The sequence below is a fragment of the Peptoanaerobacter stomatis genome, from assembly GCF_000238095.2.
Classification (GTDB): Bacteria; Bacillota; Clostridia; order Peptostreptococcales; family Filifactoraceae; genus Peptoanaerobacter; species Peptoanaerobacter stomatis_A.
This window is the reverse complement of the sequence record NZ_JH815225.1, coordinates 1,877,690-1,892,981: the sequence shown is the minus strand read 5'-3', so window position 1 is coordinate 1,892,981 and position 15,292 is coordinate 1,877,690. Positions and strand designations below refer to the sequence as shown.

Genomic DNA, 15,292 nt, shown 5'->3' with positions numbered 1-15,292 from the left:
CTAATATCTGAAATTTCTATATATTTTAAAATATACAAGCAAAATAAGTATGATTGTATAAAGTGCAAATATACTGTAGGATATGAGTGTATTTGCCATGATTAAATTTACAGGTGTGACATATGCATTCAAAAATATTGAAAATCTCGGTAGCAACAATCCTGATGACAAAGTCGAAACTATACACAAAATCAATATACAAAAACTTGCCCCTTCTTTGAATACAATCGCTATAAACTCGGTAAGACTTGCTATAAACATATTTATAAGCATTAATTTCAAAAACAATATCGCATTTAATGGAATTTTTTGAAAAAATAAAATTAATCCTGTTATAAAAGCAAAAATTATCGTATTTGAAAGTATCTCTAAAATATTTATCACAAGCAGATTATATCCTTTTACAATTAAATGTGCATAAACATCTATATAATTTTTGCTCTTTGAATTTGCAAATATAATTGATGATATTAAAAGTGTTATATATATAATTATAAGATTATTATCTTTTTCAGATTTTACCGTTTCAAACTCATCTTCTCTGTTCAATACCTCATTTAAAAAATACCTGTTCAGCTCATAGTTTCTACTTGACATATTGCTGTCCATTATAGAATCCGATACATATATATTTGCCTGAGCATATGACAATATATCCGCGGAGCTTTTTGTAAGCGATGTAAATATACCTTTTTCAGTTTCATTCAAGTATGGCGAAAAATATATGGTTGCACTTTTATTTTCACTATTCAATATACTGTTATAAAAATTAGCCGGCACTTTTATAAGAACATCTATATCGCCATCTTCCAATTTGCTTTGTGAAGATTGCAAATCATATGATATACTCAATGACAAATTGCTTTTTGTACTTGCAGTTCCGTTTATAAGACCTATAATCATATTGTTTTTTGAGTCTTGCTCATCAAAGTATATCTCCAAATTTATAACCTTATTCTTTGAATTAAGTGTAATTATATAAAAACTGCCCATAAAAATGAGCATTATAGCACATAATACGGGCATTAATTTTATTTTGGATTTTAATGTAAATATAAAAAACTTCATATTATTCTCCAAAAATTCTGAAAGTAAAATTTATACTAAATCCTATTTGAATCAGTTATATAACAAAACTGCCGAATTGGATATATTTTTTGCATTTTAATCAGGTATCAATACTGGGCATATCTGAAAAGTATTAAATTTTAACTTTTCAGATATTTTAAAAATTTTTACGAATTAAAGAATACCCATCATTGAAAGTAGGAATCCATAGTTATTTTTAACATTCTCCTCTACTTTTTCCATTATCTTATCAAGTTCATCTTTATCAACTTTTAATATCTCCACACTGTCTTTCGGCACTTCTATTGTAGGTGTTTCCAAGCTGAATAAAATATTACCTTTGAAATCTATAGCTTGACCTGCATAATCTGCTTTTAAACTGTCTATAACAAAATTATATCCTACTCCCGGTTTTACATCTTCATATTTACCCTGTAATTTTAAAGACATATCTTCAGAAGTATCTATATCCATATTAAGACTTTTTTCGTCTTTACCATAAATCGCTGAAATTTTTACCATATCATCAAAAGTATTAACTTTTATTTCATTTTCTTTTTCGCCTGTTGACATTTTAAATTCAACGACATCTATTTTGTCTTCTTCATTTACTGCCGTTACCACTATATGATCTGTAGTGTTCTTTTCGCCTACAAAGAATAAGTTCAAGTTTGAATCTTCTTCTACATCAAATGCAAGTAATACAAGTTTATTGTCTTTGCTTAACAAAGCTTTTATTGTAAATACTTCAGGCAATTCTTCATCATCTATTTCTTTTTTTAAGTCATCAAATTGTGCTTGAACTTCCGATAAATCCATGCCTGTAATCTGTCTTGATTGTAAATCTTCGTAATAATCAATTGATTTTTTTAGAAGTGCTTTAACATCTTGAGATTTTACCTGTATATTAAGTTGCTCCAAATCACTTCTTGAAGAGTTATATCCCTTTACACTGTCTGCAAGTTTTGTATCAAGATCTCCTGTTTCTACAACAGCATTGTTTTTAAGTGCTTCAAATTCTGATTTTACATAAGTAAAATACTCGTCTTTCATTGCTTTCACTGTGGAAGGAACCGCATATAAATCAACTTTTAAATCCTTTAAAGCTGACATATCCTCCCCTGTTTCCTCTTTGATTATATCGTTTTGCAAATCTGCTCCGATAGTTGATAAATCAAACTTAAATGCTTTTTCATACACACTCGGAATATTTAAGTACAATTCTTTGTCTATTGATGTAAAATCAAGGTTTGCCGCCAACATATTGCCTACAGAAACACTCAAATTAAGCTGTGTTTTTTTGTCTTTCGGCAAGTTTTTTTGGCTTATCTGTACACCGGCTTTATCTATTCCTATAGCCTTCAGATAATCAGTATTAAGATTTAAGTCCATTGAATATATGCCGTCTTCTTCAATTTTTTTATTCATCTTAGCTATGTCAAATCCCGGAGAAAAATCCTCTGATGTCTTTTCAAATTCAACCGGCAAATCAGCAATAGCCTTTTCCAATTTTCCCATAGGTGTAGTAGCTCCACCTTTAGAAGTTGCAAAGAACGCTATACCGGCTATTACAAGTATAGCTCCTATTATAGCAAGTACTTTCGTATTTGCCATGCCTAATGTTTTTTTCATATTCCATCCTCCAAAATACCATCTTTTAAGTAAAATTTTCGTGTTGCTATGTCTAATGTATCTTTCAAATGTGTAGTGTATATGAGTGTATTTCCCAAGTTTGTTTTTTCTTTAAGTTTATCCAAAAACAAATTTCTGCTCTTCTCATCCAATGACGAAAACGGCTCATCCAATACTATAAGATCGCTTTTTTCCATCAATGCAATACATAAAGAAATCTTGCGTTTAGTTCCTCCTGATAAATTTTTAACTTTTTTATCAAAAATGGTATCTATCGCAAACTCCTCTAAAACAGCACTGTTTTTTAATGACTTAAAATCTTTGAGAAATAATTTAAGATTATCTTTAACACTAAGCTCATCTATCAATATATTATCCTGAGGAAGATAAAATATATCTATATTATCCTTGTAGGTTATCGTTCCCATATATTTCTTAAGTTTACAAATACATTTTAAAAGAGTAGATTTCCCTGCAGAATTTTCACCTAATATACATATACTCTGTCCCTCAAAGACATCCAAAGATATGCTATGAAGTACCTCATATGTACCATATTTAACACTCAAATTCGAAATTTTTATAAGCATAACATCACCTATACAAAAATAGAGTGCATCTATAAAAAAATATAGATACACTCTAATTATAACATAAAATTAATTTTTTGCCATACATTTTTGTTTTTCAATAAGCGGCTGCCTTATAAGTGCTTCAGTAGGACATACTTTTAAGCATCTGTTGCATCTTATACAATCCATACTGTTTGGAGTTTTATACGTCTTTATATCCATAGGACATACTTTTTGACACCTCTTACAATTTATGCACTTATCTTGTCTCACTTCAAATTTATATATTGCTATAGGATTAAAAAATCCATAAATTGCTCCTAAAGGACATATATATTTGCAAAACGGTCTGTAAAATTTTAATGATAATCCAAAGAAAATTATTAATAAAAATAATTTCCAAGTAAACAATTTACCTATTGCCGATGCAATACCTTTATTGGTTAAGGCAAGCGGTATACCTGCCATAAAAGTTCCTGAAGGACATATAAGTTTGCAAAAATACGGTGATGACATACCGAGTTTATTAGTCAATAATAATGGAAGAAGTATTACAAACACCAACAATATCACATATCTCAAATATTTAAGAATATTGTGAAACGGCATATTTTTTACTTTCTTCATCTTAAAAACTTTTATCTTATATATCAAATCCTGGAATAATCCGAACGGACACATAAAACCGCATACAAGTCTGCCAAAAGCCGCCCCAAATAAAAGAAATACTCCTATAAGATAAAGCGACAGCTTATTATGTGCTCCTGCAAACGCATTTTGTATTGATCCAAGCGGGCAAGAGCCTAATGCTCCCGGACAAGAATAACAGTTAAGTCCGGGAACACACATATTTTTCAAGTTCCCTGTATATATTTTACCCTTCAAAAAACCGTAAAAATATGAATTTGTAATCAACGAAAATCCTATCTGAAATTTGTTTCTATTGTCCAAGCTCATAATCTAACCTATGCCTATACATTCCATACATATATGAACGGACTTGTTAAGCACACCTTTCAAATCTCCTCTGTTTATTCCGACTACCATTAAAATTATCGCCAAGATAATTAAAATATACGGAACAGCTTTTTTCTTATTCATAGGCAATACTCTCTTATCAATTATTGCAATTTTGCTAATTCTTCGTCAACTTCTTTTTGGAAACCTTCTAAATTTCTGCTACCTGATATTTCTCTCAAAATTTTTCCTTCACTGTCAAGAATTAAAGTTTTTGGGAAAGCTTGTATATCTTTTAGATAAATTTCAGCTAATTCCTTAGAAGGTAACAAGTTTACATAATTCACATTTATTGTTTTAAGCATATCTTTCGCTGTTGTAATCATATCATCCATAGGATTAAAATCTGCATCTACAGTATCAGCTACTATTCCTACTACTTGTACACCTTTATCCTTATATTCATCAGATAATTTTCCAAGTTCAGGCATCTCTTCTACACAAGGTTTGCAGAATGTTCCCCATATATTTAAGACAGTTAATTTACTGTTTTTGAATATTTGTTCACTTTGTTCATTACCGTCTAAATCCTTAGCCGTAAACTTTACCTCGCCCATTTCGGAATCCTTGTTCATATCAGAGTCCTTATTTTCCATTTGCTGTTCAGTCTTAGTGTCATTGTTTGCCATAGCAGACTTATCCTCTTGTTTTGAACAAGCTGTAAAGCTTAATAATAAAGACATGGCAACCGCCGCTGATAATAATATTTTCTTTCTTTTCATTAATAAATTCCTCCAATTTATATAAAAATTATATATACAGTAATTGATCATATGCAAAGCTTGAATTATGATACAAATATTACATTTTTTTATAGTGCTAATTATTGCCAAAACTACATAATTCAATTTCAACACACACTTTAAAATAAAACCAAATTATTATTTAACATACAATCAATAAACCATATCAATCTATTTACGAATTTTAGCATAAAAAAATTAAATTTACCTTAAAAATATAAAAATATATTCACTTAAATTTTACATTTTGAAAACAGATTTTACCAACTGCCGTTTACAAATTATACAAACCAGTATACAAACACTTAAAATATTTGAAATTTCAACATATTTTAAGCCTATCTAAGCAAGATATTTTATCTTGTAACAAATATTAATCAAAATCCATTTCATAAATTAATTTTATCTTTTAAAACTTAAAAGGCTTGCAATTACTAATATTCTTTTAATTCATCAAACTTTAAATTCCTATGTAATACAAGCCATAATTTTTTTTAAAATATTGTTGACAAAAATGGATTATTACAATATAATACTAAAACAACAAACAGTTATATACTTAATATATGGTATTAAAAGGCGTTGAGGAAGACAAAAATATTCATATTTTCATTTACAGAGAGTCGTAGGTGCTGAGATACGATGATGAAAGAATATATAATAAATCACTTCTAAGCTTATCTTTGCTAAAGCGAAAGCAAGTAGTAAGATACGGTGTTCACCGTTATATGAATGAGAGTTGATTGACTCAAAATGAGGAGGCAGATTTTTAATTTTATTTGCAATTAGGGTGGTACCGCGGAATTGTATTTTCGTCCCTGTATAGATATATTATCTATACAGGTTTTTTTATACAAATTTTTGAATCAATATTATAAACAAAAACTCAAATAAAAACAGTCAAACCATAACAGTATTAACAAAAATTTTTGATAATAAGATGAGAGTCAAATTCAAGGAGGTATAGTGATGAGAACTTTAAATTTCACTTTGAGAAACGGTATGGATTCAATGGTAAGAGTTATGAGTCTATTAAGAAGAAAAGGCTTTGATATAAAACAAATAAGACTTTCAGGAAATATGCTTGAATTTGAAATAGCTGAAGAATTCAGCATGACTGTACTGAACAATGTTAGCAAATTAGCAGATGTGACTTATATAGCCGCATAATATAAAAATATTAATAATATAAATAATACTAAACTCTATCACAAATATTAACATTTTTAAATTTTATATATTTATTATTTTGAAAAGAATGACTTTTTAAATATATTTTATAATATACTTTTGATTAGTGTTTAGTATAAGCAATAACTTAGGAGATATAAATGTTAAGTAATAATATAAAATCAGGATATGCACGTACACCACACCGCTCACTGTTAAGAGCTTTAGGACTTGATGAAAATGACTTCAAAAAACCTTTTATAGGTGTATGTAATTTTTTCAATGAGATAGTGCCGGGTCATATACATCTTAGAACAATAGCTGACGAAGTAAAAAAAGGTGTTCTCATGGAAGGTGGTATACCTTTTGAGTTTCCTGCAATAGCTGTATGTGACGGCATAAGTATGAATCACTCCGGTATGAGATATTCACTGCCAAGCAGAGAGCTAATACTTGAGAGCATAGAAGTTATGGCATTGGCACATCAATTTGACGGACTTGTTTTAATTCCCAACTGTGATAAAACTGTACCTGCTGCAATAATGGCAGCTTGCAGAATTAACATACCTACAATAATAGTAAGTGGCGGACCTATGCTTTCAGGTAAGCAAAATGATACTGATATAGACCTCGTCACAGGTTTTGAAGTTGTAGGGAAATATAGCCTTAATAAATGTAGCGAAGAGGAAATGCTTGCAGTAGAAGAAAATGCCTGTCCTACATGTGGCAGTTGCTCAGGAATGTTCACAGCAAATTCTATGAATTGTATAACGGAAGCTCTCGGGATCTCTTTACAAGGCAACGGCACAGTACCTGCAGTATATTCAAAAAGAAAATCTCTTGCAAAAAATTCAGGCAAAAGAATAATGAGCCTTGTAGAAAAAAACATACGTCCACGAGATGTAATAACAGAAGATTCTATAAAAAATGCACTTACACTTGATATGGCACTTGGTTGCAGTACAAATACGGTATTACATCTTACAGCAATCGCAAAAGAAGCCGGTATAAACATAGACCTTAACACTATTGATGAAATAAGTTCAAAAACACCTAATCTGTGCAAATTGTCACCTGCAGGTCCTTATCATATAGAAGAACTCGATCTTGCAGGTGGAATCTATGCTGTATTAAAAGAATTAGCAAAAAAAGATTTGATAAACAAAAATGCACTTACAGTATATGAAAAACCTATAGGTGAACTGATAGAAAAAGTACACAAAACTTCATCAAAAATAATAAAAGATATAGAAGCTCCTTATTCGCCAACAGGTGGAATAAAAGTATTATTCGGCAACTTGGCAGAGCGTGGAGCAGTAGTAAAAAAATCTGCAGTAGATGAAAAAATGATGAATGTAACACTAACTGCAAAAGTATATGATAGCGAAGAAGACGCATCAGAAGATATATTTGCAGGCAACATACAACCTGGGGATGTCGTAGTAATAAGATACGAAGGACCAATCGGAGGTCCCGGAATGAGAGAAATGCTCACTCCAACATCAGCACTTTGCGGTATGGGCTTAGATGACAAAGTCTGTCTTATAACAGACGGTAGATTCTCCGGAGGCTCAAGGGGAGCTGCTATAGGACACGTCACACCTGAGGCGGCACAAGGCGGAGTAATCGGACTTGTTCAAAACGGAGATAAAATACACGTAGATATAACAAACGGAAGTCTTACACTATTGGTAGATGATGAAGAACTTTCAAAAAGACGAGCAAACTTTGTACCTAAAAAATCTGAAGTTACAGGTTATTTGAAAAGATACTCACAAAATATATCATCAGGTGCAGACGGTGCAGTATATATGTAATTTTTTTACAGCTTTATATTTTTAAATTAACATTATACCATTAAGTAACATAGCTATTTTTTAATATAATGCTCAAATATATTTTGCTCAGAATACTTTTTTATAAATATATTCAAAACAAATATTTATAAAAAGCATTGGTAAGTATGATAACAAAACAATTTGAGCATATCTTGATTTTAATAAGATTTAGTATTAGATTAACAGAGATTTTAAGGAAGTGATTAATATACAAGGTTCTCTATTTTTACTTGAATGTCTAAAAAAACAAGGTGTCGATACAATATTCGGTTATCCGGGAGGCGCAGTAATACCAATATTTGATGCGCTATACGACTTTGACAAAATAAAACTTATAAGACCTTGCCACGAACAAGGAGCGGCGCACGCTGCAGACGGATATTCAAGAGCAAGCGGAAAAACAGGCGTCTGTATAGGTACATCAGGACCGGGAGCTACCAACCTCATAACAGGTATAGCCACTGCATATCTTGACTCAATCCCTATGATTATAATAACAGGTCAGGTAGGCAACAATTTCCTCGGCAAAGATTCCTTCCAAGAATTAGACATAACAGGTCTTACAATGCCGATAACAAAACACAACTACTTGGTGACAGATGCAAATGATATAGCCTCAGTAATATCAGAGGCATTTTTCATAGCAAATGACAAGAGAAAAGGTCCTGTGCTTATAGATATAACAAAAAGCGCATTTTTGCAAGAAGTACAAGACACAACTTACAATATAACACCTATACAAAAAGATACAAGAGCAAAAAACTATCAGGATAATTTAAACCTTGCAGTCCAAACCATAAAACAATCATCCAATGTAGTTATATACGCAGGTGGAGGAATAATAAGAGCTAATGCAAGTGAAACTTTAAGAAAATTATACAAAAATCATAATATACCTGTATTAAACTCCACTATGGGACTTGGCAGCATAGACAGAACCGACAGCTTATCATACGGAATAGTAGGAATGCACGGAGAACCTGATGCAAACGAGCTATGTTACAACGCAGATGTGGTACTGGCTTTAGGTGTAAGATTTTCAGACAGAGCAATCGGAAATCGTAACGGATTTACAAAAAACGCAAAAATTATTCATATAGATACAGACGAAACAGAAATAAACAAAAATTTAGACTCATTCACAAGTATAATAGGCGATATATCAGATATAATGGAAGAATTGGACGAAAAATTAGGCGATTACAAAATGCCTACACTAAAACGAACAAATCCAATATATCAATCTGATCACCCACAAAAAATATTTGAACTGCTCAATAAAATGTACAAAGATGACACCATAGTAGTAACAGACGTAGGACAACACCAGATGTGGACTGCCAAATACTATATGTTTAAAAAACCAAATACATTTATTACATCAGGCGGACTCGGTACTATGGGTTTTGGAGTAGGAGCAAGCATAGGTGCAAAACTATCAATGCCTGACAAAGACGTATTGCTTATAACAGGCGACGGTTCATTTAGAATGAACCAGTTAGAGTTACTTACGGCAACCGCAAACAACATCAACTTCACAACAATATTGCTGAATAATAAAACATTAGGTATGGTAAGACAATGGCAATGCCTGTTTTCCAATCAGAGATACTCACATACAGACATAGATGACGGATTAAATCTTGAATATCTCTCAAAAGCCTACAACGTAAACTATTACAAAGCTGAAAATATAAATCAGCTTGAAAATGTGCTTAATATGGTAGATAAAAACGCCGTAAATCTGATAGACTATATCATGGATAAAGACGAATTCGTATATCCGATAGTCCCTTCAGGTGAGAGCATATGCAATTATATAGAAAAATAATCTGTATTAGTAAAAGATATAGATAGTGTAAATAATTTTGAAACAAATTAGTTTTTTTGATGAATTCTGATTGATTAAATAAAATATCTATATAAACAGTATTGGGGATATTGCAAAAGGATTGATATCATTGCAATATCCCTTTTTATTTTTCCATTGTATTTTTTATTATACTAATCTCAAAACAAAAGACTAATATCTTTATAAAAATACTTTATACTAATAGCCCATTAAATTGCCATTCAAATATTTTATACAATTAATTTTATAAAAGAGTATATATTTATTAAAAAATAGTATTTTATGATATAATTTACTTTAAATATTACATATATAATTTTTAATGAGCAATTAAAAGTGAATTTTAATGAAAAAAAACAAGGAAGTATTTATTTTTATACAGAGAATATAATTTATATTTAAGAACATCTATGATAAACAGAATGGTTTTAAAACTAGCCAAAATGATTATATGAATACTTGAAATTTGGATTTTATTTTTGTCATTTTTTATAATGAAATTAAACAAAGAGAAGGAGGATATTATGAATGGACTGTTATTGCAAGGCTTTGAATGGTATGTTATAGATGATGGAAAGTATTATGAAAATTTGAAATCAAATTTGGAAAAACTAAAAAAACTTGGTTTTACTGCAATATGGCTGCCTCCTGTTTGCAAAGCCACAGGAACAAATGATGTAGGATATGGTATATATGATTTGTATGATTTGGGAGAATTTAACCAAAAAGGCTCTATAAGAACAAAATATGGAACCAAAGAGGAGCTTCTAAACTTGATAAACAAAGCTCACGAATTAGGAATTTCAATTTATTTGGATGTTATTTTAAATCACAAGGCAGGAGCAGATGAGGTGGAAATTTTTAAAGCTATAGAAGTTTCTGCTGAAAATAGAGAAGATGAAATAGGCGAGGAAAGAGATATTGGAGGTTGGACAAAATTTACTTTCCCAAACAGAAACAAAAAATATTCAGATTTTGAATGGAATTTCAATCATTTTTCAGGTGTTGATTATGACAATATCCAAAAGAAAAAGGCAATTTTTAAAATCAGCGGATTTAATAAAGGCTGGAGCTCCAGTGTTTCAAATGAGCATGGCAATTTTGATTATTTAATGTATTCCGATATTGACCATAACAATGCAGATGTGAGAGCAGAGCTTTTTAAATGGGCAAAATGGTTTATCAATGAGTTAAATGCCGATGGCTTTAGATTGGATGCAGTCAAACATATAGATGCAGATTTTATGGATGAGTTTATAAAATATATTCAAGGTGAGATAAAAAAGGATTTTTATCTTGTTGGAGAATATTGGGTTGCTGATAAAGGCTCATTGCAAGGTTATATGGCAGAGACTTCAGGAAATATAGATTTATTTGATGTTTCACTTCACTATAGTTTTTATAGAGCATCTCTGGAAAAAGAAAATTATGATTTAAGAAAAATATTTGATGAGTCCATAGTGCAATCAAATCCTATTATGGCAGTAACTTTTGTTGACAATCACGATTCTCAAAAAGGACAATCTCTTGAATCTTGGATTGAAGATTGGTTTAGACAAATTGCATACTCTCTGATATTATTTAGAAAAGACGGATATCCATGCATATTCTATGGAGATTTATTTCAAATAGGTGATGGTAGCCTTTATTGTGGTATGGGTGATAAATTAGAGAAACTTTTGGAATTAAGGCTGAATTTTGCATATGGTAATCAAGATGATTATTTTGAGTTGCCAAACGCTATAGGATTCGTAAGACATGGTGATGAAAATCATCCAAATAAATTGGCAGTAGTAATATCCAACTCACACGAAAATGTTATAAGAATGTTTGTAGGAGAGCATTTGAAAAATTTTGAGTTTTATGATTATTTGGGCAATAATGAAGGTATTGTAAAAATTGATGAAAAAGGATTTGGAGAATTTAGAGTCAGTGAAAAAAGTGTAAGTGCATGGGTACAAAAAACTGATTTAAATTTATTGATTTTATAGTTAAGCGATAAGTTAAAAATCATTTTTTAAAATAGGGATACAAAGAAAAATCTGTCAATAATAAGTTTTCTTTATATCTCTATTTTTTATACTCATACTAAACCTCTATAAAATAACGGTGCAAAAGAGAAAAATAAGATATAATATCTTCCAAAAAATATAGATTTAAGGGATTTGAACATGGTATATATTGGGGGCAATATTAACTATAGAATATATATTTTTATAAATATTATTAAAATATGAATACAGATGGTTATAAAAAATTGAATTTACTATCAACTTTTGCTATAATAAGCGAGGTTATATTCAGTGTAGTTTTATATGTTTGAACTGTATTTTATGGCTCACTAATTTTATTTTACTAAAATAGATTAGAAAAATATATAAAAAAGAATATAAGACTAATAAATTTTTTAATATATTTGGAGGTAATGATGAAAAAAATATTATCAGTTTTAATGGTAGTACTTAATATATTTCTTATTTCATGCCAAGAAAATAAGCCTTTAAACAATACTGCTGATGTAAAAGAAGAAAAGGTGGAATCTCAAAATGCAAAAAAAATAACACTTTCCAATATGAGTGATGAAGATAGCATAAAAGAGGTAAAAGCTATTTTAAAAACATATTTAGACGAAAAAAATGTAGACAAGTTTCTAAAAGGGGTTGAAGACTATAATGAAGTAATAGAAAAAAACGGATTAAGTGCAAGATTTGAAGAAAAAGAACAACCTGAATATGATGTGGAGAAAATAGCTAAACTGTGGTCAGCAAAAAAAGGAGAATTTATAGGAACAAATTGCAGATTGAATTCATTTATCCTTTTAAAGAATAATATTGAAATAAAAAAAGGCAATATAGATGACTCCTTGTTATTTTTAGACAACTCTGCTATTAAAACAGGAAATCTTTTTGATGAAAAGGAAACTGAAGAGTTTAGGATGTTATTTTCAAAAATAAAGACAGAAAATACAAAAGATATCAATGTTCATGCTAAAAAAATGGAGGAGCATTTTTCTAATATTAAGTTTGATGAAAATGCAAGGATGATTTCAGTAGTTTTGCATGACAATTTAGATGGAGACGGTCTTTTTGTAGGTCATGTTGGTGTTTTGGTAAAAAATAAAGATGAATATCTATTTATTGAAAAATTGTCTTTTGAAGAGCCTTTTCAAGCTATAAAGTTTAAAAGCAAAGAAGAATGTTATAATTACCTATTTTTAAAATACAAACATTATCATGACGAAACAACTGCAAAACCTTTTATTATGGATAATGAAAAATTTGTAAAATTAGATTTATATAATAAAGAATAAATTTTTTATATGATATGAAAAATATATAAATAATTAAAAATTACAATATCAACTTGTTTATTATATTGCTTATCATTGTTTCTGATAAGCTAAATCCATATATCTCTTGTTGTAGTTACCTTTGCATACATTGATTGGTATTATTTGTTGCTCTATATTTGATATGTCTTTTTCATATTTCTTTATTACATGTACTTCAAATGCACTTTGTCTTCTTCTTATACTAAAAATCAATAGAATAATAAACATTTCTGTTTTTAAAAACTTATTATCTAAGTAAAATTAAGTATATTTAAAATAAACAACTTATATAGATGTATTTATTAATTAAATGTAGATTAGTATTTTAAAACCCTCCAACTTAAGTTTATTTTACCTTAAGTTGGAGGGTTTTCATACACAAAATTTTTCACAGCCTCTTTTATTTTTACTGCTGTTTTTTTATTACATTTTTTTACTGCTATTTTTTAATGAGTTGTCTTATTTTCTGAATTTTTTTATTCCAAATATAGCCATAGCCATTCCTAATATTACATATAGCATATTATCTTGACTACCTGTCTTAGGTAAGCTTAGAGGCACTTCATCTTCAGCTATTTCTAACTCATCACCATTTGTATTCGCTGCTGATAGAGGTGTAGTTTCTTCATCCACAGTTACTGTATCTGCATCACCATTATTACCAGTATCAGGTACTGATAGAGGCGTAGCATCATCATTTACTGTTACTGTATCTGAAGTTGTACGTGGTCTACGTGGTTCGTTGTCTCTGTCTCTATCTCCTGAATCTCCTCCGCCTGAGTTTCCTCCACCTGAACTATCATCTTGATTATTTCCACCCGGTGAATCTCCCCCCTGTGGATTCGGATCTTGTTGTCCTCCTGGTGAATCCGGACTTCCTCCCGGTTGATTCGGATCCGGATCCGGAACAGGAGTCGGATCATCTTGTTTGTCTTCAGGTTCGACTTTAGGATCATTTTCACTACCTATTACATAATTTGTTATTTTCAATACTCCGTTAGGTAATAAAGTCGTTCCGATTTCATTTCCGTTTTCATCTTTGTTAACGATTAATATACTGTCTGTTGTTACTCTTAACGTAACAGGTGTTGTAGCTTTATTATAACCCATACTTTCAGCATTAGTTTCGCTTACTACATAATCACCTTTTGACAATGATATTTTACCATCTACTATTCCTTCGCCAACCAATACACCGTCACTATTTGTAGTTCCTGATATCATATCATTATCTTTAACTATAGTAAACTCTATACCTTGTAATGGTTGATTATTATTACTTCCGTCTAATTTCTTGATAGTTAAATCCTGCAACTGATTTATGAATTTTACTCCATATAATCCTTGTATTTGATTTTTATTCTCAGGATCTTTAATATCCTCTGTTCTCTGGATATATGAAACTTGTCCATCATCTGTATCAGTAACTTTTTCAGATAGATAATATTTTATAAAGTTGCCCTGATCATCTCTTGCAGGAACTTTAAACTCAATTTTTCCATTACCTGTTATTGTTAAGTCGCCTTTGACTTCTTCGTCTGATAATGGTGTTATATTTCCGTTAACAAGTTTTGAAACTGTTATTTTAACTTGATATTTTGCAGCATCTTCATCTGACATTGGGCTTCCATCTCTATTAAGCCATTGTTTTTCAGCAACCAAAGTTCTATACACTTCTTCATCTTTGATGTTTGTAACAGTGTAGTTAATAACTCCATTTTCATCCATTGAAGGTTGTGAAATTGAACCTAATTTATATCCTTCAGGAATATTAGTTTCGTTAATAGTGTATTTTTGATTTATCTGTTCGAATGTTAATGGGTTTCCATCACTGTCAAATTTATCAACTTCAAATGTTACACTATTATTACCAGTTACAACTTTATTGGCTGTAGGATCTCCATTTTCAAGAAGATTTATTGTTGCTGTAAGATTAGCCGGATCTTCTACTCCTACCCACTCTTTAGTTACTTTTATTGTTAGCTTGCCAATGTTTTGCTCTTGCGGTTTATTCACAAGTTCAAATACATTGTTTCCATTTAATTCTGCATTTCCTACTTGTTCATAAG

The 15,292-nt window shown here is 30.3% G+C and carries 13 protein-coding genes and 1 other annotated feature; of the genes, 5 read left to right on the top strand and 8 right to left on the bottom strand.

Features of this window, described 5'->3' with window-relative positions; genetic code table 11:
- From HMPREF9630_RS08195 to HMPREF9630_RS08175, 6 genes are all read right to left on the bottom strand, one after another.
- On the bottom strand, positions 1–1,068 hold the full coding sequence (locus HMPREF9630_RS08195) for a hypothetical protein (protein WP_009528030.1): 1,068 nt from the start codon (positions 1,066–1,068) through the stop codon (positions 1–3).
- A 174-nt stretch (positions 1,069–1,242) separates the two neighbouring features.
- On the bottom strand, positions 1,243–2,700 hold the full coding sequence (locus tag HMPREF9630_RS08190; RefSeq protein WP_009528029.1) for a hypothetical protein: 1,458 nt from the start codon (positions 2,698–2,700) through the stop codon (positions 1,243–1,245).
- On the bottom strand, positions 2,697–3,290 hold the full coding sequence (locus HMPREF9630_RS08185) for an ATP-binding cassette domain-containing protein (RefSeq protein ID WP_009528028.1): 594 nt from the start codon (positions 3,288–3,290) through the stop codon (positions 2,697–2,699). Before HMPREF9630_RS08185 ends, HMPREF9630_RS08190 begins: the two co-directional genes overlap by 4 nt.
- A 69-nt stretch (positions 3,291–3,359) precedes the next feature.
- Positions 3,360–4,229, bottom strand: a complete 870-nt coding sequence (locus tag HMPREF9630_RS08180) for a 4Fe-4S binding protein (RefSeq protein WP_009526345.1) — start codon at positions 4,227–4,229, stop codon at positions 3,360–3,362.
- Positions 4,230–4,232: 3 nt separating this feature from the next.
- Complete coding sequence (locus HMPREF9630_RS10450; RefSeq protein WP_009528027.1) at positions 4,233–4,373, bottom strand: CD1871A family CXXC motif-containing protein; 141 nt, start codon at positions 4,371–4,373, stop codon at positions 4,233–4,235.
- 20 nt (positions 4,374–4,393) lie between these two features.
- Complete coding sequence (locus HMPREF9630_RS08175; protein WP_009528026.1) at positions 4,394–5,011, bottom strand: TlpA disulfide reductase family protein; 618 nt, start codon at positions 5,009–5,011, stop codon at positions 4,394–4,396.
- 594 nt (positions 5,012–5,605) lie between these two features.
- Positions 5,606–5,855, top strand: a binding site (T-box leader).
- Positions 5,856–6,001: 146 nt separating this feature from the next.
- Here HMPREF9630_RS08175 and HMPREF9630_RS08170 point away from each other — a divergent pair.
- The 5 genes from HMPREF9630_RS08170 (at position 6,002) to HMPREF9630_RS08150 (ending at position 13,202) form a co-directional block, all read left to right on the top strand.
- The gene (locus HMPREF9630_RS08170; protein WP_009526348.1) at positions 6,002–6,202 is read left to right on the top strand and encodes an ACT domain-containing protein; all 201 of its coding nucleotides are present in this window, start codon (positions 6,002–6,004) and stop codon (positions 6,200–6,202) included.
- 161 nt (positions 6,203–6,363) lie between these two features.
- Positions 6,364–8,019: a dihydroxy-acid dehydratase gene (gene ilvD / locus HMPREF9630_RS08165; RefSeq protein WP_009528025.1), complete on the top strand. Its 1,656-nt coding sequence runs from the start codon at positions 6,364–6,366 to the stop codon at positions 8,017–8,019.
- A gap of 220 nt (positions 8,020–8,239) precedes the next feature.
- Positions 8,240–9,871, top strand: coding sequence for a biosynthetic-type acetolactate synthase large subunit (ilvB, locus tag HMPREF9630_RS08160; RefSeq protein ID WP_009528024.1), 1,632 nt, complete (start codon positions 8,240–8,242; stop codon positions 9,869–9,871).
- A gap of 545 nt (positions 9,872–10,416) precedes the next feature.
- Entirely contained in the window at positions 10,417–11,883 is a 1,467-nt protein-coding gene (locus HMPREF9630_RS08155; protein WP_009528023.1) for an alpha-amylase, read from the top strand.
- A gap of 437 nt (positions 11,884–12,320) precedes the next feature.
- Positions 12,321–13,202 (top strand): DUF4300 family protein, encoded by an 882-nt coding sequence (locus HMPREF9630_RS08150; protein WP_009528022.1) that lies wholly within the window; start codon positions 12,321–12,323, stop codon positions 13,200–13,202.
- A 72-nt stretch (positions 13,203–13,274) separates the two neighbouring features.
- On the opposite strand, the gene HMPREF9630_RS10365 is transcribed toward HMPREF9630_RS08150, so the two are convergent.
- Both HMPREF9630_RS10365 and HMPREF9630_RS08145 read right to left on the bottom strand, forming a co-directional pair.
- Positions 13,275–13,436 (bottom strand): hypothetical protein, encoded by a 162-nt coding sequence (locus HMPREF9630_RS10365; RefSeq protein WP_207634965.1) that lies wholly within the window; start codon positions 13,434–13,436, stop codon positions 13,275–13,277.
- 246 nt (positions 13,437–13,682) lie between these two features.
- Positions 13,683–15,292, bottom strand: a 1,610-nt coding sequence (locus HMPREF9630_RS08145) for a SpaA isopeptide-forming pilin-related protein (RefSeq protein WP_009528021.1), incomplete at its 5' end; no start/stop codon positions are given.

Excerpts from the sequence above, each read along its gene's own strand:
- HMPREF9630_RS08195 (WP_009528030.1), bottom strand. The coding sequence starts at position 1,068 with ATGAAGTTTTTTATATTTACATTAAAATCCAAAATAAAATTAATGCCC.
- HMPREF9630_RS08190 (WP_009528029.1), bottom strand. The coding sequence starts at position 2,700 with ATGAAAAAAACATTAGGCATGGCAAATACGAAAGTACTTGCTATAATA.
- HMPREF9630_RS08185 (WP_009528028.1), bottom strand. The coding sequence starts at position 3,290 with ATGCTTATAAAAATTTCGAATTTGAGTGTTAAATATGGTACATATGAG.
- HMPREF9630_RS08180 (WP_009526345.1), bottom strand. The coding sequence starts at position 4,229 with ATGAGCTTGGACAATAGAAACAAATTTCAGATAGGATTTTCGTTGATT.
- HMPREF9630_RS10450 (WP_009528027.1), bottom strand. The coding sequence starts at position 4,373 with ATGAATAAGAAAAAAGCTGTTCCGTATATTTTAATTATCTTGGCGATA.
- HMPREF9630_RS08175 (WP_009528026.1), bottom strand. The coding sequence starts at position 5,011 with ATGAAAAGAAAGAAAATATTATTATCAGCGGCGGTTGCCATGTCTTTA.
- HMPREF9630_RS08170 (WP_009526348.1), top strand. The coding sequence starts at position 6,002 with ATGAGAACTTTAAATTTCACTTTGAGAAACGGTATGGATTCAATGGTA.
- ilvD (WP_009528025.1), top strand. The coding sequence starts at position 6,364 with ATGTTAAGTAATAATATAAAATCAGGATATGCACGTACACCACACCGC.
- HMPREF9630_RS08155 (WP_009528023.1), top strand. The coding sequence starts at position 10,417 with ATGAATGGACTGTTATTGCAAGGCTTTGAATGGTATGTTATAGATGAT.
- HMPREF9630_RS08150 (WP_009528022.1), top strand. The coding sequence starts at position 12,321 with ATGAAAAAAATATTATCAGTTTTAATGGTAGTACTTAATATATTTCTT.